This is a genomic window from Streptomyces sp. NPDC059897, from assembly GCF_042730865.1.
GTDB lineage: Bacteria > Actinomycetota > Actinomycetes > Streptomycetales > Streptomycetaceae > Streptomyces.
Window position 1 is genome coordinate 21,653 of the sequence record NZ_JBHWKQ010000042.1, and the last position, 19,794, is coordinate 41,446.

A 19,794-nucleotide genomic window follows, 5' to 3' on the forward strand; every position below is an offset into this window, starting at 1 on the left:
CGCATGTGACCGGCCTCCCTCCGCCGCGGAATCGCGGCGCGCGCCACCGTCTCCCAGAAACTGATCCATCATTCAGTAACAGTTCGATTGACAGCACTCTCGACGACTCCGGATACTGACCGACGATTCAGTAAAAACATCTGGAGGCACCGTGTCGGAACTCCCCACCGAACTGGTCCCGCTCACTCCCGAACAACACGCCGTCGTCGAGCTCGCCCGGACCTTCGCGGCCGAGGAGATCCGGCCACGCGCGCGTGCCGTCGACGAGGCGGACATCGAGACGCCCTGGGACCTGTGGCGCAAGGCGGCCAAGGTCGGCATCACCGGATTCATGCTCCCCGAGGAGTTCGGCGGAGGTGGCTTCACCGATGTGTTCACGCAGGTCCTCGTGCAGGAGGAGCTGTGCGTCGGCGACCTGGGCATCGGCAACCTGCTCTGCTCGAACGGATTCTTCGCCGACCCCGTGCTCGCCCTCGGCACCGAGGAGCAGCAGCGCACCTGGCTCACCCCGCTCGCAGGGCCCGACACCCCGATGACGTCGCTGGCGACCACCGAGCCGGGCGCGGGTTCGGACGCCGCGTCGATCAGCACCACGGCCCGCCGCACCGAGGGCGGTTACCTGCTCAACGGCCAGAAGGCGTGGATCTCGAACGCGGGCGAGGCCGACCGCTACGTAGTGTTCGCCAAGACGGACCCGACCCAGCGCTCGCGCGGCGTCAGCGCCTTCCTGCTGCACAAGGACACCGAAGGTGTCACCTTCGGCGAACCGATGCGCAAGATGGGCCAACGCGCCATCGTCTGCCGGGAGATCTTCTTCTCCGACGCGTTCGTCCCCGAGGAGAACCGGCTCGGCGACGAAGGGCAGGGCTTCGTCGGCCTGATGCGCACCTTCGACATCTCGCGCGCCGTCCTTGGTGCCGCCGCCACCGGTGTCGCCCGCGCCGCCTACGAGTACGCACGCGACTACGCGCGTACGCGCGAGCAGTTCGGCAAGCCGATCATCGAGCACCAGGCGGTCGCGTTCCGCCTCGCCGACATGCGTACCCGCATCGAGCAGTCGCGCCTGATGACGTGGCGCGCGGCCCGCCGCCTGGACGCGGGCCTGAGCGCCACCACCGAGGCCGCCATGGCCAAGCTCACCGCGTCGGAGACGGCCGCGTACTGCACGTGGGCCGCCGTGCAGACGCTGGGCGGCTGGGGCTACTCGCGCGAGTTCCCGGTCGAACAGTGGATGCGCGACGCCAAGTTGGAGGAGATCGAAGAGGGCACCTCCGACATCATGCGCCTGATCATTGCGAGGTCACTGTGACGTCCCAGCACGCACCTGCCGTCATTGCCCGTCACAGTCCCACCCCCGCGGCGGACCCCACCCACCTCACCGGCGGCGAGGCCCTCGTCCGCGCCCTGGCCGCCCACGACGTCACCCGGGCCTTCGGCATCCCGGGCACCCACAACCTGGAGATCTACCGCCACTTGACGGCCTACGGTGTCGCGCACGTGGCACCCCGCCACGAACAGGGAGCCGGATACGCGGCAGACGCCTACGCGCGCGTGACCGGCACGCCCGGCGTGGCGATCACGACCACGGGCCCCGCGCTCCTGAACATCGCGGCGGCCGTCGGGCAGGCGTACTCGGACAGCGTGCCGCTGCTGGTGATCTCGCCGGGCATGCCGCTGCGCCACCCGCGCCAGTCGACCGGTCTGCTGCACGAAATGCGCAGCCAGAGCGAGGCGTTGCGCAACGTGGCCGCCTTCAGCCACCGGGTCTCCTCGGTCGCGGAGATCGGGGTGGCGGTGGCGCGCGCGTTCACGCTGTTCCGCTCGGAGCGGCCGCGTCCCGCGCACATCGAGATCCCGCTCGACCTCCTGGAGGCGACGGAGCCGGCGGGTCCGGCCCGCACCGCTCCCCCGGCCGCGCCGCGCGTACCCGACGCCGCACACATCGCACAGGCCGCCGCCCTCCTCGCCCGCGCGGAGCGCCCGGCCCTGATCCTCGGCGGCGGCGCCCGCGGCGCGGCGCCCCAATGCCTGGCCCTGGCCGAGCAGTTGGCGGCCCCGGTGGCCACCACGGCGAACGGCAAGGCGATCGTCGACGAAGAGCACCCGCTCTCCCTCGGCGTGTCCCTGCACAGCCCGGCCGTGCAGGAGTGGCTCACGACCCGCGACGTGATCCTCGCGGTCGGCACGGAACTGGCCGAGTCCGACATCTGGACCGCCGAACCACTGCCTTTCCAGGGGCAGTTGATCCGCATCGATCTCGATCCGGCGCAGATGTACGCGGGCGTCCCGGCGGATGTCCCGCTGGTCGGCGACGCGGCCGCCACGCTCGACGCGCTCGCCCTCGACGCGCTCACCCTCGACACCGCGGCCGCGCCCCCGGACCCCGTCCCCGCCACCCCGGACCCCATACCCGCCCACGCCGAAACCGCCGCCCTCAAGGCGGCCCGCGACGACGAGTCCCGCCCCCGTGACGCCCACTGGCTGCCCTACCTGGAGGCGATCGGCGGCGTCCTCGACCCGGATGCCGTCGTCACCTCGGACAGCGCCCAGTGCTGCTACTACGGGGCGCTGCCGCACCTCACCCTGGGCCCGGACGCCCGCTATCTGCACCCCACCGGCTTCGGCACGCTCGGCTACGCGCTGCCCGCCGCGATCGGCGCGAAGGCCGCCTGTCCGGACCGCCAGGTGGTGGCGCTCAGCGGCGACGGCGGCCTGCAGTTCTCGATCCAGGAGCTGGCCACGGCCGCGAGCCTCCAACAGCCGCTGGCCGTCGTGGTGTTCGACAACTCCGGCTACGGCGAGATCCGCGACGAGATGAAGGCCCGCGGCGACGCGCCGCTCGCGGTCGACCACGCGCGCGTGGACCTGCCCGCCCTCGCGCGCGCCTACGGGGGCCACGGCGCGACCGCCCACTCCCCCGAGGAGCTCGCCAGGCTGCTGACCACCGCCCTGACCACGCCCGCCCCCACCCTGATCGTCGTCCCTGAGGAGTCCGCATGACCACCGCCCCCACGCCCGCCACTACCGCCACGCCCCCGACGGCTCCCACGGCGCCCCTCACCCAGCTCACCTGGACCGACCACGTCACCGGCCGCCACGGCTACCTGGTCATCGACCGCCTGGTGCGCGGCGTCTCCAGCGGCGGCCTGCGGATGCGGGCCGGCTGCACCCTGGAAGAGGTCGCCGGACTCGCGCGCGGCATGACGATGAAGGAGGCGCTGCACTACAACCCGCAGGGCCGCTACATCCCGCTGGGCGGCGCCAAGGGCGGCATCGACTGCGACCCGCAGGACCCGGAGGCGTACGGCGTCCTGGTGCGCTACTTGCAGGCGATGCGCCCCTACATCGAGTCCTTCTGGACGACCGGTGAGGACCTCGGGCTCACGCAGGACCTGGTCGACAAGGCGGCGGCCGAGGCGGGTCTCGTGTCGTCGATCCAGGCCGTGTACCCGCTTCTGGACGACGAGGAGACGGCCCGTCAGCGGCTCGCGGACGCCTTCGCGGTGGACGTCGACGGCATCGGCCTGGACGAGCTGGTGGGCGGCTGCGGCGTCGCCGAGGCGGTGCTGGTCGCGCTCGACCGGGCCGGCCGCTCCTACGAGGGCACCCGTGTGTCCCTCCAGGGGCTCGGCACCATGGGCGGCGCCACCGCGCGCTTCCTCGCGCGCGCGGGGCTCACGATCGTGGCGGTCGCCGACCTGAAGGGGACCATCGCCAACGACGCCGGTCTCGACGTGGAGGCGCTGCTCGCGGCGCGCGACGCCTACGGCACGGTGGACCGCGAGCGGCTGCGCGCCGGGGACCGTGAACTGCCGGGCGACGCCTGGCTGTCGGCGGACGCGGACGTGCTGGTCCCTGCCGCGGTCTCGTACGCGATCGACGCGGCGAACCAGGAGCGGATCACGGCCCGCTGGGTCGTCGAGGCGGCGAACATGCCGGTGCTCGCGGAGGCCGAGGAGCTGCTGACCGGGCGCGGCATCACGGTCCTGCCGGACGTGGTCGTCAACTCCGGTACGAACGCCTGGTGGTGGTGGACCCTGTTCGGCGACATCGGCGCGGACGCGGACGAGGCCTTCGCCTACACGCGGCGCTCCATGCGCTCCCTGATCGACCAGATGCTCGCGCGCGCGGAGGGCGACGGCACGACCCCCAGGGCCGCGGCGCACGCCATCGTCGCCGACCGCCTGCCGATCCTCGCGGAGAGGTTCGGGTGGTACAGGTGACGACGACAACGAGCCTGGACGCGCTGTACGACCCGGCCTCGGTCGCGGTCGTCGGCGCGTCCGACAACCCGGAGAAGTGGGGCTACTGGCTCGCGGCGGGCGCCCTCACCGGCCGCGCCCGCCGCGCGGTCCACCTGGTCAACCACCGGGGCGGCCACCTTCAGGGCGAACCGTTCCGTCCCGCGCTGTCCGCCCTGGACGCGCCGCCCGAGCACGTGGTGGTCGCCGTCCCGCCCCAGCAGGTGCGCCCGGTGGTCCAGGAGGGCCTGGACGCGGGCGCCCGCTGCTTCACGGTGATCACTTCCGGCACCACGGAGGAGAACACCCTCGCGGACCTGGTGACCGCGCGCGGCGCCCGCCTGCTGGGCCCGAACTGCATGGGCATCGTCGACACGACGAGTCAACTCCGGCTCAGTTGGGGCGACTTCCCGACCGGCGGTCTCGGCCTGGTCTCGCAGAGCGGCAACCTGGCCCTGGAGATCGGCCGCCACCTGCAGCGCGCGGGCGCGGGCTTCTCGCGCTTCGTCTCGCTCGGCAACCAGCGCGACATCGACGCCGCCGACGCCCTGGAGTCCCTGATCGCCCACGAGCCCACGAGAGCGATCGCGGCGTACGTGGAGGACTTCCGGGACGGCCGCCGCCTCGCGGACGTCCTCGCGGCCGCCCACGCGGCCGGAAAGCCGGTCCTGCTGCTCACTGTGGGCCGCAGCGCGGCATCGGGCCGCGCGGCCGCCTCCCACACCGGCGCCCTGGTGAGCCCGCACGCCACGGTCGCCGCGGTCTGCCGCGACGCCGGCGCCCTCCTCCTCGACTCGGCGGGCGAACTCGTCGACACGGCCCTCCACTTGATGTCCCCCACCCCTTCTCTCGTACGTTCCCGCCCCCATCCCCCACGCCACGAAACGCCCCCTGCTCCCACCCCAGCCCCAGCCGGCGCCGCCCCGCCCCCACCGCACCGGATCGCCGTGATCGGGGACAGCGGCGGACAGGGCGCACTGGCCGCCGACTCGTTCGCCGCGTGCGGCTTCGACGTGCCCGCGCTCTCCCCCGCCACCGTCGAAGCGCTCGGCGCGCACCTGCCGCCGGGCGCGGGGCGCGCCAACCCGGTCGACCTGGCCGGGGCGGGCGAACGGGACATGGCCACCTACGCGCGCGTGGCGGCCACCCTGCTGGACAGCGGCGACGCGGACACGGTCGTGCTCACCGGCTACTTCGGCGACTACGCGAGCGCGAACCCGGCCCAGGAGGAACGCGAGTGCGAGATCGCGCACGCCCTCGCCGACGCCGCCCGCACCGCCGGGCGAGCCCTGCTCGTGCACACGATGGCCCGCGACACGGCGGCCCTCGCCGTCCTCAAGGAACGCGGCGTCCCGGTGCACGAACGAGTCGAACAGGCCGCGACGGCGCTCGCGGGCGCCGTGCACCTGGCCTCCGCCACGCCGCGCCTGCCGCAGGAGCGGACCGCTCCCCCGGCGGCGTACGAGGTCGAGGACGGCGGCTACGAGCGGGTGCGCGAGCTGCTCGCCTCCTACGGAGTCGCGTTCCCCACGGCCGAGTTCGTGACGGACGCGGACGCGGCGGTGGAGGCCGCCTACCGCACGGGCTACCCCCTGGTGCTCAAGGCGATGGGGCTCGCCCACAAGACCGAGGCCGGGGGCGTCGCGCTGCACATCGCCGACGCGGTCGCCCTGCGGACCGCGTTCGCGCGGATGCGGGAGGCCACGGGCGCGGACCGGTACGCGGTCGAGGCGATGGCGACGCCTCCGTACGCGCGCGAACTCATCGTGGGCGTGCGCAGGGACCCGTCGTTCGGCCCGGTCGTCATGGTCGGCGCAGGGGGTGTCACCGCCGAGCTGCACGCCGACACGGCGCTGGCCCTGGCCCCGCTCACCCCGGCACGCGCGCGTGCCCTGCTCCTCGAACTGCGGCACGCGCCACTGCTGACCGGCTGGCGGGGCGCGCCCGCCGTCCACCTGGAGGCGGCGGTCGCGGCGGTGTGCGCGGTGGCGCAGGCCGCGGCGGACCACCCGGAACTGACGGACCTGGAGGTCAATCCGCTCCTTGTGCATCCCGGTGGGGCGATCGCGCTGGACGCGCACGCGGTCCTCGGGCACTGACACAGCCCGAAGGGGCTCCCACCTCGCAGGTGGGAGCCCCTTCGGGCTGTTCCGTCACGGTCACTCGTTGGCACGCGCCCGCCGCCGCGCGGGTGCCCCGCACGCGTAGAACACCAATCCGATCACGACGAACAGCAGCAGCGGCAGCACCTGGCTGAGCGTGTACGGCAGGCGCTGGTCCGCGAAGGATTCGGGCAGGGAGTCCGCCGCGTTGCCGGCCGTGCCGAACCAGCCCACCCCGAAGCCGGGCCAGACGAGGACGATCACGGTGAAGGCCACGAAGCCGGTGGAGAGCGCGGTCACGATCCAGGCGCCCAGCCGGCCGCCGGGCACGGCGTAGGGCCGCTCCTGGTCGGGGTACTTGCGGCGCAGCACCGCGAGGCTCGGGAAGGTGATGACGTAGGAGATGAACGTCGTGCTGATGGTCAGGCCGAGGCCCGCGGCGAAGTATTTCTCGCCGTCGCCGCCGGTGAGGTTGAGGGCGACGACGAAGAGGATCGAACCGAGCACGGCGGACAGGATGTTGACCCGCACCGGGGTGCCGTGCTTCTCGGAGATGCGGCCCAGCCAGGCCGGGCCCGCGCCGTCCGCACACGCCACCGCCTGCGCGCGGTGGGCGCCCATCGCCCAGGTGACGCCGGAGGTGAGCAGGCCGACGATGAGGCCGGCCGCGGCGACGCCGCCGAACACCGCGCCCATACCGGTCAGCGTCACCGTGCCGTCGGCCGCGATGGAGCCGCCGTAGACGGTGAAGACGGCCTTGCAGGCGTCGATGAAGCCGCCGAGGCTGCCGATGTCCTCGCTGGGCAGCACGAACAGGATGCCGAGGATGGGGCCTCCGTAGAGGAGCACGGCGGCGAGCCCGGAGCGCAGGATCGACAGGGGGATGTCGCGGCGCGGGTTCTTCATCTCCTCGGCGGCGGAGCTGGGCAGTTCGAAGCCCACGTAGTTGAAGATGAGCACCGGGACGAGCGCCACGAAGCCCGCATACGTAGGCGTGAACTCGCCCGCCGGTAGGGCGTGCACGCCATGTTCGGCGGCGTAGACGACGACGGACACGAGGAAGAAGCCGAGCAGTACGACGCGTGCGACGGCGCCCGCGATGGGCACCCACTTGCCGATGCGCACGGACTGCACGACGGCGAGCGCGCCGCCCCAGATGAACACGAACCCGGCGACGTACTTCCACACGCCCGGCAGCGGCGTGAAGAACTCCTCCCAGGTGGTCAGCGCGATGATGCAGAGGCTGCCGCCGACCCAGACGGGATTGGATATCCAGTACAGGAGCTGGTTGACGCCCGCGACGAGCCGGCCGAAGGCCAGGCGGGTCCATACGTACGGGCCGCCCTGCACGGGGAAGGCCGAGCCGAGTTCGGCCACGAGCAGGCCGTAGGGGAGGAAGAAGACGACGGCGAGGATGACCATCCAGGTCAGGCCCTGCGGGCCCTGGGCCGCGACGGAACCGATGGTGTCCAGGCCGACGAGCGTGCAGATGAGGAAGAACAGCACGTCCAGCCGGCGCAGATCCTTGCGCAGCCGTGAGCGCTGCTCGCCCCAGCCTTCGGAGAGGTCGGGCTCGTCCCCGGCGGGCGGGGTCGGCGAGAGGGTTGGCGCTTGGGTCACGATTGCTCCTGGCGAGAACAGAACGAGGGCGGCACGGACAGCTCTTGGGATCCTGCTGGGGCCGCGCCTACCCCCGTCCAAGCGACTTATTGACTGAACAGACAGTCAGTAGTGGAACGTGACGTGACTGTGACCTGTACGACGTCGGGGCGTCAAGAGTCCTGCACGCAACAAGTCCGCACACAAAAACAACTAGGCTTGCGACGTGACCAGAGTCCGGTTGAGCGTGGCCGAGCGGCGCGAAGAGCTGCTGACGGCCGCCATCGAGCAGATCGAGGCGCGCGGGGTCGCCGCCGTGCGCATCGCCGACGTGGCATCGGCGCTCGGCGTGAGCAACGCGCTGGTGCTGTACCACTTCTCGACGAAGGAGAAGCTCGTCGCGGCCGCGTTCGCGCACGCCGCCGAGAGCGACCTGGCGCATCTGCGCAAGCTGCTCGGCCGCCGCACGACGGCCCTGAAGCGGCTGCGCGCCGCGGTGCGCTGGTACGCGCCGACGGGGCAGGCCAAGGGGTGGCGGCTGTGGATCGAGGGCTGGGCCGCGGCGCTGCGCGAGCCCGCACTGCGGGAGGTCACGCGGGACCTCGACCGGCAGTGGAAGGCGGCGCTCGCGGAGGTGGTCGCCGAGGGCGTGGCGGCGGGCGAGTTCACCTGCTCTGACCCGATGGGGGCGGCGCTGCGGATCACGGCGCTGCTCGACGGGCTCGCCGTGCAGCTGACTTCGTACGACGGCGGGCGCGCCAGGCCCGCCGCGGTGTCGCGGGCCCGCATGCTGGAGTGGGTGGACGAGGCGCTCGCCCGCGAACTGGGGCTCGAGCGCGCGGAGTTGACGGCGGTGGGGCGCTGACGGAATCCCGTCAGCGCCGCCGTACCGCCACGGGGGCAGGCGTCAGGATGCCGCCTCCAGGTGTGCCTTCACCGCGTGCGGGTCGATGAAGCCCTTGGCCTGCACCCGGTCGCCGGAGGACTCGCCGCGCAGCCGGCGCCCGATCCACGGCACCAGGAACTCCCGCGCCCAGTGGATGTCGTCGCGCCGCACCTCGAACGTGCCGCGCGGCGGCAGCAGCGGCCACGCCTGCTCGGGGTCGGCGGGGACCTCGACGCCGAGCGCCTGGGCGGCGCGCAGCGCCACGCGGGTGTGCCCCTCGGGCGACAGGTGGAGGCGGTCGCCGTCCCAGGCCCTGCGGTCCTGGATGGACTTCAGGGACCACAGGTCGAGCATCAGGCAGCCGTGGCGGTCGGCGATCGCCCGCACATGCATGTTGTACGTGGCGATCTTGCCGCGCAGGTGCTTGAGCACGGCCACGTCACGGGTGTCGAAGCCCGTGGCCACCATGACGGTGCCGGCCGCGTCGGCGAGCCGGGCGACGGCCTTCTCGAAGCGTTCGGCCACGTCGTCGGGGTCGGTGCCCGGGCGGATGATGTCGTTGCCGCCGGCGACCAGCGTCACCAGGTCGGGGGCCAGCTCGACCGCCTTGGGGACCTGGTCCGCGACGATCTGGTCGAGGAGCTTGCCGCGCACCGCCAGGTTCGCGTACTTGAAGGTGTCCTCGGGGACGCGGTCGTCCAGGAGGACGGCGAGCCGGTCGGCCCAGCCCGCGAACTTTCCGTCGGGTCCGGGGTCGCCGACGCCTTCGGTGAAGCTGTCGCCCACGGCCGCGAAGGACCGGATCGTGCCGTTGAGGTTGAGTGAGTCCGTGAGTGCTCTCGATTCGTGTGCCACTCACGTATTTTTGCTCGCGAAAAGTGACCTACGCCATCGTAGGTAGGGGTTGACGCGTGGTGAGATAGCCCACTCGCCACCTGGGGAATAAGCGCACGAACGCACTTCGGCGCCCGGGGAACCACCCCGGGCGCCGAAGAGAGCGGGTCGTCGCGTCCGCTACGAGAGGTCTCAGGCGTCGACGCCGTGCTCGCTCAGGTAGGCGATCGGGTCGATGTCCGAGCCGTAGTCCGCGGTGGTGCGGATCTCGAAGTGCAGGTGCGGTCCGGTGACGTTGCCCGTCGCGCCGGACTTGGCGATCTCCTGGCCGGCCGTCACGGTGTCGCCCTGGGCGACGCCGATCGAGGACAGGTGGCCGTACTGGGAGAAGTGGCCGTCGGCGTGCTCGATGACGACCTCGTTGCCGTACGAGCCGCCCGAGCCGGTCGACACGACGGTGCCGTCGGCGATCGACTTCACGGAGGTGCCGGTCGAGATCGAGTAGTCGGCGCCGGTGTGGCTGCCGCTGGACCACATGGAGCCGGAGTTGCCGTAGCCCGTGCCCTTGGCACCGTCGACCGGAGCCACGTAGTCGCCGGAGGCGGTGGTCTTGGCGCTCGTCTGCGTGGCGGCGGCCTCGTCCGCGGAGCCGCCCTCGGCGGCGCCGCCGAGGTTGAGCTTCACGCCGATCTTGAGGTGGTCGGCGTTGGAGCCGACGGCGTCCTTGTTGTCCGCGTACAGCTTCTTCCAGCCGCCGTCGACGTCCTGCGCCTTGGCGATCTTCGAGAGCGTGTCACCGGCCTTGACGGTGTACGTCGTGGCGTCGGCGGCACCGCCGGACGACGCGGCCTGCGCGCCGGTGGCGCCCATCAGCGGCAGCGCCACGGCGACTCCACCGGCGGAGGCGACGGCGGCGACACGGGCGATGCGGCGGGAGGTCGAAAGGCGGTGCTTTCCCTTTGCGGGCATGCTGAATTTCCTCTCCGTCGCCTACGAGGTGAGCTGTCGGGTTCGGGCTGGAGATGCCCGGCCGCGCCCGGAGTACGGGCACGGCTTCACCCCTAGCCGCTTCGGGAAATCCCCCTACGCGGCATCTTGCGTGTGGGTCCCCCGCTCCTGCCGTGACGGGTAGTCGAAAGGAATCCGGGCGGCGGCAGGACTAGGCGTTCCGACCGGATTGATTGGTGACCGTAGGCGAACCGCAATGGCGGCGACAACTGCCGAATTCACTTGAGGCGGCAATTCCTTGGGTTTCCGAGGCTCCCCCGTGTAACCCTGCGTCGACATTCCCCGCTTTACCAACGCCATACCTTCGGGGATTACTGGGGAGGCAATCAGGGCCGCCCACCACACAGCGTCACGAACATGAGGCCGGTCACGCACAGGCCCACAAGCCCCTCCGATTCATGCACAGTTGACACAGAACGGTGCGAATCGGACAGATGGTTGCCTGTGGAACCGATGTCGTATCGTCAGGAGCGCGCCCGCCGGCGACCCAACGCCGGTGCACCGATTGGGAGGAGCCCCTGTGACGCAGCACGCACCGTCCACCGAGCCCGAGCTGACCGGAGTGCGCAACTTCCGAGACGTCGGCGGCCTGCCCACCGTGGACGGCCGGCGCGTGCGCCCGGGCGTGCTGTTCCGCAGCGGTCACCTCGCCCACGCCACCGCCGAGGACTCGGCCTTCCTCTCCTCCCTCAACCTGCACACGGTCTTCGACTTCCGTAACTCCGCGGACCAGAAGCTGGAGGGCGCCGACGTCGAGCTGCCCGGTGTGCGCAATCTCAACCTGCCGCTCAACGATCCGGCCGACGGCGCCGAATTCTGGGCCATGGTCCGCGACGGCGACATCGAGCAGCTGCGCCAGATCCTCTCCGGGGGCCGCGCGGCGAACCGCCTCGTCGAGTCCTACCGCACGATGATCAAGGAGCGCACCGCCGAGCACAGCCGCGTGCTGCACTCCCTCGCCGAGGACAGCCTCCCCGCGCTGATGCACTGCGCGGCCGGCAAGGACCGCGCGGGCCTGTCGATCGCGGTGACGTTGCTCGCGGTGGGCGTGGAGCGCGACGCCATCGAGGCGGACTACCTCAAGTCGAACGAGAAGCACCGCCGCTACAACGTCCGCCGCACCGCCACCGCGAAGGACGCCTACTCCCCCGAGGTCATGGAGCTGCTCAGCCCGCTCTTCGACGCCCGCATCGAGTACCTCAACGCCGGCCTCGAGACCATCGACGAGGAGTGGGGCAGCACGGACCGCTACCTCGAAGAGGGTCTGAAGGTCACCGCGGCCACGCGCGAGCGGCTGCGCGAGCGTCTGCTCGACTGACCGCCGGACACCGTACGGTGCCGGAGGTCACACCATGCCGGGGCCACTCGGTGCCGGGTGTCCGACCTCACCCCTCCCCCTCGCGGAGCGCCGCGCGGGCGGGGAGGGTCACGGCGAGCAGGCCGAGGCACACCGCGCCCCCGGCGAACATGCCGTACAGCAGCGGCGGTATGTACGGGGACTCCCCCGTCAAGCCGCGCATCATCGGGGTCAGCGTGATCATCGCGATGGTGGTGCCCAGCGCCACCCCCGCCGCCGACACCAGCAGGCTCTCCCAGCGCAGCATCCGCAGCACCTGGCGGCGCGTGGACCCGACGAGGCGGAGCACGGTCAGTTCGCGACGGCGGTCCAGGACCGTCATCACCAGCGTGTTGACCGCCGCGACGGCGGCGAAGCCGCCCAGGACCGCGGCCATCATGTAGTTGGACCAGGCGCCCAGTTCGTCGTCCACGCTCCGCGCGACGGCGTAACCCGAGGTGTCGGTGACCTGGCCGAGCGCGGTGAGCGGCCCGGCGTCGCCGCCGCGCACGAGCAGCGTGCCGTCGAAGCCCGACGTGACGTGTCCGGCGAGGGACGCGCGGTCCATGGTCACCGCCGGCAGGCCAAGGCCCCGGCCGTAGACCGCGGCAACCTCAGGGCGGGCCTTCGTGCCGTCGGGGAGGTGGAGCGGCAGCCTGTCGCCGACCTTCACCTTCGCCGCCGTGGCGAGGGTCCGGTCGATGGCGATGCGGCCCGAGCCCACCCGGTCCAGGCTGCCGCCGCGCACATCCAGGTCCTGCACCTTGGCGAGCTCGGCGCCGGAGCCGGAGATGCCCTGCGTCGCGGTCGCCTGCAGCGAGGTCTCGCCGCCCGAGTCGACCGGGACGAGCACCTGCGTGTGGAGCAGGCTCACCGCCGCGTCGACGCCAGGTGCACGGGCGGCCCGGTCGGCGGCGCCCGCGGGCAGGCCCGCCGGGTTGGTGACGACGTGGTCCGCCGTGAGGCCCGCGCGCAGCTGGTCCGCGGAGACCCTGCTCTCGCTCGTGTGCATGAACACCAGCGTCGAGGCGAAGGCCATCGCCAGCACGATCGGCGTGATCGCGGAGGCCAACCGGCGTGAGTTCGTACGGGAGTTGGCCGCCGCCAGCGAGGCCGAGGCGCCACCGCCGCGCAGCAGCAGGCCGAAGATCGCCGCGCACAGCCGGGCCACCAGCGGGCCGAGCAGGGCCACGGCGAGCATGAAGAGCATCACGACGCCGAGGGAGGCGTTGGCCGCGTCGGCACCGCCGGTCGTGGCCGCGACGCCCGCGAGCGCCGAGCCGCCACCGAGGGCCGCGAGGCCGAGCACGGTACGGATGGCGCCCGGGCGCAGCCGCTCGACGGAGGCCTCTGCCAGCGCCTGCCCCGGCTTGATCCTCGCGGGCCTGCGCCCGGCAATCCAGCCCGCACCGAGAGCCGTGAGCAGCCCCGTTCCGACGGCGGCGGCCAGCGGGATCCACGACACGTGCAGCTCGACCGCCTGCGGGACGGCCCCACGGTCCTGCAACTGCCCGAACCACCAGTGGGCGAGCCCGATGCCCGGCAGGCACCCGAGGACCCCGGCGAGCGGCGCGACGAGCAGCGCCTCGGCGGCGACCGCCCGGCGGATCTGCCGCGGGGTGGCGCCCACGGCTCGCAGCAGCGCGAACTCCCGCGTGCGCTGGCCGACCGAGAGGGCGACCGTGCCCGCCGCGGTGAACACGGCGACCAGCGTGGCGATCCCGCCGAAGGAACCGCCGAGCGCGGTGAGCATCTCCTTGGCGTAGGCCAGGCCGTGGTCCTCGACCTCGCCGCGGTCGTCGCCGGTGAGCACCTGCGCGCCCGACCCGGCCAGGGCCTTGTCGACGGCGACGGCGAGGGCTCCGGTGTCCGCTCCGTCCTTGGCCAGGACGGCGACGGCGTCGGCCTTGCCGGGGTGCCCGGACAGCGCCGGGACCTCGGTGTCCGCGAACCAGGCCGTGGCCCCGCCGCCGGACGCCGCGCCCGCCGCACCCGCGGTGTCGCCCGCCCCGGCCTCGGCCAGACCGGACACCCGGAACTGCCCCCGCCCGGCGGCCGTTTCGAGCGCGACCGTGTCGCCGACGTGGGCCTTCGCGGTGCGGGCCGCCGCGGCGTCGAGCACCACCTCGCCCGCGCGCGGCCCGGCTCCTCCGGACAGCGTGGTGCCGGTGAAGGCGTGCGAGCCCCAGCCGTGGCCGGTGAGCGCGCCGCTGCCCTGCCGCACCGGGAAGGTGAAGTCCGGCACCGCCGCCTCGGCGCCCGGTGCGCGGGCGGCCTTCGCTGCGAGCGCCGCGTCCACGCGCGCGGTGTCCGGCAGCGGGTAGGCCGTCTCCTCGGGGCCGTCGACGGTGTCGGCGACGACACGGGCGGACTGGTCGGCCGCCGCCACGACCGGCGCCTTCGCGTACCGCTCGGCCGGAACCGAGGCACGTACCCCCGTCTCCAGCAGGCTGCCGCAGGCCGCGACGATCAGCGCGGACATCAGCAGCGCGACGAACGTCCCCGCGAACGAGGCGGGTTTGAAGCGGACGGCCGCCCGCGCGAGACCATTCGGGGCGAGGCGCCTCATGCCGCCGCCCCCGCCATCGCGCCCGGGCGGGAGGTGCGGGAGGCGAGGGACGCCATCCGCGCCGCTATCCGCTCCGCCGAACCGCGCTCCAGGCTGTCGGCGAAGGCGCCGTCGGCGAGGAACAGCACACGGTCGGCCCAGGCGGCCGCGGCCGGGTCGTGGGTGACCATGACCACCGTGGCCCCGAGGGTGTCGACCGCGTGCCGGAGCAGGCCGAGGACCTCGGCGGCGGTGCCGGTGTCGAGGGCGCCGGTCGGCTCGTCGGCGAACACCACGTCGGGGCTCGTCACCAGGGCGCGGGCGACCGCCACGCGCTGCTGCTGGCCACCGGAGAGCTCACCGGGCCGGCGCCGCGCCTTGTCGGCGAGCCCGACCTGCGCGAGCACCGCGGCCGCGCGACGGCGGTCCTGACGCTGCCCCGCGAGACGCAACGGCAGCAGCACGTTCTGCTCCACGGTCAACGACGGCAGCAGGTTGAACGCCTGGAAGACGAAGCCGAGACGGCTGCGGCGCAGCTCGGTGAGCCGGTTCTCGCTCATTCCCGTGATCTCCGTGCCACCCAGGCGCACGGATCCCTCCGTCGGCCGGTCGAGCCCGGCGGCACACTGCAGGAAGGTGGACTTGCCGGACCCGGACGGCCCCATGACGGCCGTGAACGTGCCGCGCGGCAGCGCGAGATCGACACCCGCGAGGGCGTGCACCGCCCCGGCCCCGCGCCCGTACTGCCGCCGCACACCGCGCAGTTCGACAGCGAGCCCCGGCGTCCCGGCCGCCGCCTCCGGCCGGCCGTCCGCCACCGTCCGCCGCTTGTTCCTGCGTAGCCCCATGGCCCTGTCCCGCCCTCTCCGACTCATCCGCGTTCTGACGGAGAGGAGTGTGCGAGGACGAACGGGCGCCTGGCGTCATACCCAGGAGCCAAGATGCAGGTGCTACCGCAGTAGGGGGTCCGCCCCCGCCACCAGCGACTCCCTCACTGATTCCCGCCCAGCGTGAACAGCAGATAGATGAACGCCGCCAGCGCATGCCCCGCGAAGACGTACACCAGGACCCGGATCAGGATGCCGCGCGGCAGCTTGTCCTCGATCTGGCGGCGGGCCGGGGCAGGGGCGGCGGCGGGGGTGGGCTCGGTCGTGTCGGCCGTGTCAGCCATGGCGGGTCTCCTTTACCGGTCCCGACGACGGGCCGAGGCACAGCGCGGCCGTCGGGCTCTGCAGCAGGGTGTGGACGAACAGGAAGTCGACGCCGCCCGGGTCGACGGCGGCGATCCGGTGCGGTGTGAGCGAGTCGAAGTGGGAGCTGTCCCCCGGGTCGAGCCGGTAGGAGGTGTCCCCGAGGCGCAGGCGCAGCCGCCCCGACAGGACGTACAGCCACTCCTCCCCGGGGTGCACGCGCACGACATCGCCCTGGGACCCGTACGGCGCGTGGACCTGCAAGGCCTGCATGCCGCGCCCCGGGGATCCGGCCTGCCGGTACGTCCAGCCGCCGGCCTCGGTGGCCTCCATCGTGCCGCCGCGTACGACCGCGTCCCGGTCGGCGGGGGTCTCGCCGAGGAGTTCGGATACCGTCGTACCGTAGATACGGGCCAGTGAGAGCAGCATCGGGAGCGAAGGCTGACGCTGTCCGGTCTCCAGGCGGGACAGGTGCGCCGGGGACAGGCCGGCGGATCCGGCGGCCGTCTCCAGGGTGAGGGCGGCGCGGCGGCGCAGTTCGCGGAGCTGGGGCGCGACGGCGGGAAGTTCCGGGGATTCCGGAACCTCCGCACCGTCCGCCTCGTCCGGCGAGAGGGCAGGGCTCATGCTCTCGATTCAGCCAGAACCTTGCCTCAGCGGCAACTTTCTTGCCTCAGAGGCAAAAGCCCACAACCAGCCGGCCGAGCGCTCAGCGGTTCGCCACCGCCTGCTTGATCAGCGTCTTACTGAAGTCCCACATCAGCCCGCCCCCACTGTGCGCGTCGTCCATGACCTCCGTGAACGCCGCGACGAACCGCTCGACGTCGTCCTCGTTCACGACCAGCGGCGGGATCAGCTTGATGACTTCGAGGTGGTCGCCGGAGACCTGGGTCAGGATCCGGTGCTTCTGGAGCAGCGGCACCACGACCATCTGCGCGAACAGGCCCTTGCGCGCGGCCTGCAGCATCGTCCAACGGCTGCGCAGTTTCAGGGACTTGGGCCGTCCGAACTCGATACCGATCATCAGGCCACGACCGCGTACGTCGCTCAACAGCTCGTAGCGGTCGACAAGTTCGGTGAGCCGCGCCTTCAGCAGCTCCCCCATGACGCGCGCGTTGGCGACCGTCTGCTCGTCCTCCATGACCGACAGGACCGCGAGGCCCGCCGCCATCGCCTGCGCGTTGGAGCCGAAGCTCGCCGAGTGGACGAGGACCCGGTCCATGGACGAGTAGACCTTCTTGAAGATCCAGTCCTTGCCGAGCGTCGCGCCGACCGGTACGTACCCTCCCGACAGCGCCTTCGCGACGCACACCAGGTCCGGCTCGACGCCCTCCTCGTGCTGGTAGGCGTAGAAGTCACCCGTCCTTCCGAGGCCCGTCTGCACCTCGTCGGCGATCAGCAGCGCCTTGTGCTTGCGCAGCAGCTCCTGCGCGCCCCGCAGATAGCCGGGCGGCGCCGTGTACACGCCCTTGCCCTGGATCGGTTCGACGATCAGCCCGGCGACGTCGCCCTTCTTCAACTCCCTTGCCAGCGCGTCGAGATCGCCGAGCGGGACCGGAGTGTCGGGCAACAGCGGGGCGAAGCCGTCGCGGAAGCCGTCCTCCCCGTTCACCGACAGCGAGCCGGTCGTCAGTCCGTGGAAGGCGTGCGCGCAGTACAGGACGCGCGGCTTGCCGGTGGCGTACCGCGCGAACTTCAGCGCCGTCTCGACCGCCTCCGTACCGCTGTTGCCGAAGAACACCCGGTCCAGGTGCGGGCTGTGCGCCACCAGCTTCTCGGCGAGCAGCCCCGGCAGCGGCTGGCAGTCGAAGCGGGTCAGGTCGGCGAGCGAGGCGTCGAGGACGTCGTGCAGCGCCTTGCGTACGACGGGGTGGTGCCGGCCGAGGCCCATGACGCCGAATCCGGCGAGCATGTCCAGGTAGTCGTTGCCGTCGGCGTCCCAGAAGTGCGCGCCCTCGGCCCGCTCGTAGACCTTGTCGAAGCCGATGGTGTGCAGCATCTTCGGCAGCTGGTGGTTGAGGTACTTGGTGTGCAGCTCGTACCGTTCGGCGCCGCGCTCGGCGAGCAGCGTGCCGAGGTCGAACTCCTTGCTCATGCGTTGATCTCCTTGTCCGCGGGCTGGTTCACGGTGTCCGCGGCCGGATTCGTGGTGCCCCCGCCCCCGGCCGGATTCGGGGTGCCCCCTGCCGGGCTCAGGCTCGTCGCGATCCGGCCCGCGATCTCCACCGGTGTCAGGCCGATGTCGGCCAGCACCTCGCCCCGCTTGGCGTGCGCCAGGAACTGCTCGGGGATGCCGAACCGCCTTACGGGGACGTCGACTTCGGCCTCGCCGAGGGCGAGCGCGACCGCCGAGCCGACGCCCGCCGCCTTGCTGTTGTCCTCGACGACGGCGACCAGTTCGTGCGCGGCGGCCAGCGGCGCGAGGTCGGGGTCGACGGGTTTGACCCAACGGGGGTCCACGACCGTGCAGTTGATGCCGCGTTCCTTCAGGAGCCCGGCGGCCTGGAGGCACACCGGCGCCATGACGCCGACCGAGACAAGGAGCACCCGCGCGCCCTCGGTCCGGTGCAGTACGTCCATGCCGCCGATCCGGTCGACCGCCGCGATCGGCGCGCCCACGGATTCCTTGGGGAACCGCAGCATGGTCGGCGCATCGTCGACGGCGACCGCCTCGCGCAGCTGGGCGCGGAGCTGGTCGGCATCGCGCGGCGCGGCGATCCGCAGACCGGGCACGACCTGGAGCACGGACATGTCCCACATGCCGTTGTGGGAGGCCCCGTCGGCGCCGGTGACGCCGGCCCGGTCGAGTACGAAGGTGACCCCGCATTTGTGCAGCGCGACGTCCATCAGCAGTTGGTCGAAGGCCCGGTTCAGGAAGGTCGCGTACACGGCAACCACCGGATGCAGTCCGCCGGTTGCGAGCCCGGCCGCCGACACCGCGGCGTGCTGTTCCGCGATCCCGACGTCCCACACCCGCTCCGGGAACTCCTCCGCGAACTTGGTGAGGCCCACCGGGTGCAGCATCGCCGCGGTGATCGCGACGACGTCCTCGCGCTCGCGCCCGATGGCCGCGATCTCGTCGCCGAACACCGAGGTCCAGGAAGGACCGTTGGACGGCGCGAGCGGCTCGCAGGTGAGCGGGTCCATGACGCCGACGGTGTGGAAGCGGTCGGCCTCGTCGGCGAGCGCGGGCTCGTAGCCGCGGCCCTTCTCGGTCAGGCAGTGCACAAGTACCGGTCCGTGGAAGCGTTTTGCGCGTCGCAGCGCGGATTCCATCGCACCCACGTCGTGGCCGTCGATGGGGCCCACGTACTTCAGGCCCAGGTCCTCGAACATGCCCTGCGGCGCGAACGCGTCCTTGAAGCCCTTCTTCGCGCCGTGCAGCGACTCGTAGACGGTGTGCCCGACGACGGGAGTCCTGAGCAGGACGTCCTTGCCCCAGGCCAGCACCTTCTCGTAGCCGTCGGTCGTCCGGAGCGTCGCCAGATGGTTGGCGAGGCCGCCGATCGTGGGCGCGTACGAGCGTTCGTTGTCGTTGACGACGATGATCAGCGGCCGGTCCTTGGCGGCCGCGATGTTGTTCAGCGCCTCCCAGGCCATGCCGCCGGTCAGCGCGCCGTCGCCGATGACGGCGACGGTGTGGCCGCGCTCGCCCTGCACCTGGCGTGCCTTGGCGAGGCCGTCGGCCCAGCCGAGCGCGGTGGAGGCGTGCGAGTTCTCCACGATGTCGTGCTCGGACTCCTCGCGCGAGGGGTAGCCGGACAGGCCGCCCTTGCCGCGCAGCTTGGAGAAGTCCTGGCGGCCCGTCAGGAGTTTGTGCACATAGCTCTGGTGCCCGGTGTCCCATACGAGGCGGTCCACCGGTGATTCGAAGACCCGGTGCAGCGCGATGGACAGTTCCACCACGCCCAGGTTCGGTCCGAGGTGTCCCCCCGTCCTCGCGACCGCGTGAATGAGGAACTCCCTGACCTCCGTGGCCAGTTCGTCGAGTTCCTCCTCGCTCAGTGCCTTCAGGTCGCGCGGCCCCCGGATGCTTTCCAGAATCGTCAC

The 19,794-nt window shown here is 72.2% G+C and carries 15 protein-coding genes and 1 riboswitch; of the genes, 6 read left to right on the forward strand and 9 right to left on the reverse strand.

The window, feature by feature from the left end; all coding sequences use genetic code 11:
• The first annotated feature begins 151 nt into the window (after nt 1-151).
• The 4 genes from ACFV9W_RS32130 to ACFV9W_RS32145 are packed head-to-tail and all read left to right on the forward strand — an operon-like array spanning nt 152 to nt 6,340.
• Nucleotides 152-1,309, forward strand: coding sequence for an acyl-CoA dehydrogenase family protein (locus tag ACFV9W_RS32130; RefSeq protein WP_385768097.1), 1,158 nt, complete (start codon nt 152-154; stop codon nt 1,307-1,309).
• A complete protein-coding gene (locus tag ACFV9W_RS32135; RefSeq protein WP_385768100.1) occupies nt 1,306-3,000 on the forward strand; it encodes a thiamine pyrophosphate-dependent enzyme in 1,695 nt (564 codons plus the stop codon). The genes ACFV9W_RS32130 and ACFV9W_RS32135 overlap by 4 nt, the downstream gene beginning before the upstream one ends.
• Nucleotides 2,997-4,223, forward strand: a complete 1,227-nt coding sequence (locus ACFV9W_RS32140; RefSeq protein ID WP_385768103.1) for a Glu/Leu/Phe/Val dehydrogenase dimerization domain-containing protein — start codon at nt 2,997-2,999, stop codon at nt 4,221-4,223. Before ACFV9W_RS32135 ends, ACFV9W_RS32140 begins: the two co-directional genes overlap by 4 nt.
• On the forward strand, nt 4,220-6,340 hold the full coding sequence (locus tag ACFV9W_RS32145; RefSeq protein WP_385768107.1) for an acetate--CoA ligase family protein: 2,121 nt from the start codon (nt 4,220-4,222) through the stop codon (nt 6,338-6,340). The genes ACFV9W_RS32140 and ACFV9W_RS32145 overlap by 4 nt, the downstream gene beginning before the upstream one ends.
• 60 nt (nt 6,341-6,400) lie before the next feature.
• Here ACFV9W_RS32145 and ACFV9W_RS32150 read toward each other — a convergent pair whose 3' ends face one another.
• Complete coding sequence (locus ACFV9W_RS32150; protein WP_385768110.1) at nt 6,401-7,963, reverse strand: APC family permease; 1,563 nt, start codon at nt 7,961-7,963, stop codon at nt 6,401-6,403.
• A 205-nt stretch (nt 7,964-8,168) separates the two neighbouring features.
• Here ACFV9W_RS32150 and ACFV9W_RS32155 point away from each other — a divergent pair, with 205 nt between their 5' ends.
• The gene (locus tag ACFV9W_RS32155; protein WP_385768113.1) at nt 8,169-8,807 is read left to right on the forward strand and encodes a TetR/AcrR family transcriptional regulator; all 639 of its coding nucleotides are present in this window, start codon (nt 8,169-8,171) and stop codon (nt 8,805-8,807) included.
• 42 nt (nt 8,808-8,849) lie between these two features.
• On the opposite strand, the gene ACFV9W_RS32160 is transcribed toward ACFV9W_RS32155, so the two are convergent.
• Nucleotides 8,850-9,632, reverse strand: a complete 783-nt coding sequence (locus ACFV9W_RS32160; RefSeq protein ID WP_385768217.1) for an SGNH/GDSL hydrolase family protein — start codon at nt 9,630-9,632, stop codon at nt 8,850-8,852.
• 222 nt (nt 9,633-9,854) lie between these two features.
• On the reverse strand, nt 9,855-10,631 hold the full coding sequence (locus ACFV9W_RS32165) for a M23 family metallopeptidase (protein ID WP_385768116.1): 777 nt from the start codon (nt 10,629-10,631) through the stop codon (nt 9,855-9,857).
• A 3-nt stretch (nt 10,632-10,634) separates the two neighbouring features.
• A riboswitch (cyclic di-AMP (ydaO/yuaA leader) is annotated at nt 10,635-10,807 on the reverse strand.
• Between the two features lie 383 nt (nt 10,808-11,190).
• On the opposite strand from ACFV9W_RS32165, the gene ACFV9W_RS32170 reads away from it, so the two are divergent.
• Nucleotides 11,191-11,988, forward strand: a complete 798-nt coding sequence (locus ACFV9W_RS32170; protein ID WP_385768119.1) for a tyrosine-protein phosphatase — start codon at nt 11,191-11,193, stop codon at nt 11,986-11,988.
• Between the two features lie 67 nt (nt 11,989-12,055).
• On the opposite strand, the gene ACFV9W_RS32175 is transcribed toward ACFV9W_RS32170, so the two are convergent.
• The 6 genes from ACFV9W_RS32175 to dxs form a co-directional block, all read right to left on the reverse strand.
• The gene (locus ACFV9W_RS32175) at nt 12,056-14,575 is read right to left on the reverse strand and encodes an FtsX-like permease family protein (RefSeq protein WP_385768122.1); all 2,520 of its coding nucleotides are present in this window, start codon (nt 14,573-14,575) and stop codon (nt 12,056-12,058) included.
• Nucleotides 14,572-15,402 (reverse strand): ABC transporter ATP-binding protein, encoded by an 831-nt coding sequence (locus ACFV9W_RS32180; RefSeq protein WP_385768125.1) that lies wholly within the window; start codon nt 15,400-15,402, stop codon nt 14,572-14,574. Before ACFV9W_RS32180 ends, ACFV9W_RS32175 begins: the two co-directional genes overlap by 4 nt.
• A gap of 143 nt (nt 15,403-15,545) precedes the next feature.
• Complete coding sequence (locus ACFV9W_RS32185) at nt 15,546-15,725, reverse strand: DUF6126 family protein (protein ID WP_385768129.1); 180 nt, start codon at nt 15,723-15,725, stop codon at nt 15,546-15,548.
• On the reverse strand, nt 15,718-16,371 hold the full coding sequence (locus ACFV9W_RS32190; protein ID WP_385768132.1) for a helix-turn-helix domain-containing protein: 654 nt from the start codon (nt 16,369-16,371) through the stop codon (nt 15,718-15,720). The genes ACFV9W_RS32185 and ACFV9W_RS32190 overlap by 8 nt, the downstream gene beginning before the upstream one ends.
• Before the next feature lie 82 nt (nt 16,372-16,453).
• Nucleotides 16,454-17,839, reverse strand: a complete 1,386-nt coding sequence (locus ACFV9W_RS32195) for an aspartate aminotransferase family protein (protein WP_385768135.1) — start codon at nt 17,837-17,839, stop codon at nt 16,454-16,456.
• A complete protein-coding gene (dxs, locus tag ACFV9W_RS32200) occupies nt 17,836-19,794 on the reverse strand; it encodes a 1-deoxy-D-xylulose-5-phosphate synthase (protein ID WP_385768138.1) in 1,959 nt (652 codons plus the stop codon). Before dxs ends, ACFV9W_RS32195 begins: the two co-directional genes overlap by 4 nt.

What these genes read in the sequence shown, in the direction of transcription:
- ACFV9W_RS32165 (WP_385768116.1), bottom strand. Translation starts at nt 10,631, where the DNA reads ATGCCCGCAAAGGGAAAGCACCGCCTTTCGACCTCCCGCCGCATCGCC.
- ACFV9W_RS32180 (WP_385768125.1), bottom strand. Translation starts at nt 15,402, where the DNA reads ATGGGGCTACGCAGGAACAAGCGGCGGACGGTGGCGGACGGCCGGCCG.
- ACFV9W_RS32140 (WP_385768103.1), top strand. Translation starts at nt 2,997, where the DNA reads ATGACCACCGCCCCCACGCCCGCCACTACCGCCACGCCCCCGACGGCT.
- ACFV9W_RS32185 (WP_385768129.1), bottom strand. Translation starts at nt 15,725, where the DNA reads ATGGCTGACACGGCCGACACGACCGAGCCCACCCCCGCCGCCGCCCCT.
- ACFV9W_RS32190 (WP_385768132.1), bottom strand. Translation starts at nt 16,371, where the DNA reads ATGAGCCCTGCCCTCTCGCCGGACGAGGCGGACGGTGCGGAGGTTCCG.
- ACFV9W_RS32195 (WP_385768135.1), bottom strand. Translation starts at nt 17,839, where the DNA reads ATGAGCAAGGAGTTCGACCTCGGCACGCTGCTCGCCGAGCGCGGCGCC.
- ACFV9W_RS32175 (WP_385768122.1), bottom strand. Translation starts at nt 14,575, where the DNA reads ATGAGGCGCCTCGCCCCGAATGGTCTCGCGCGGGCGGCCGTCCGCTTC.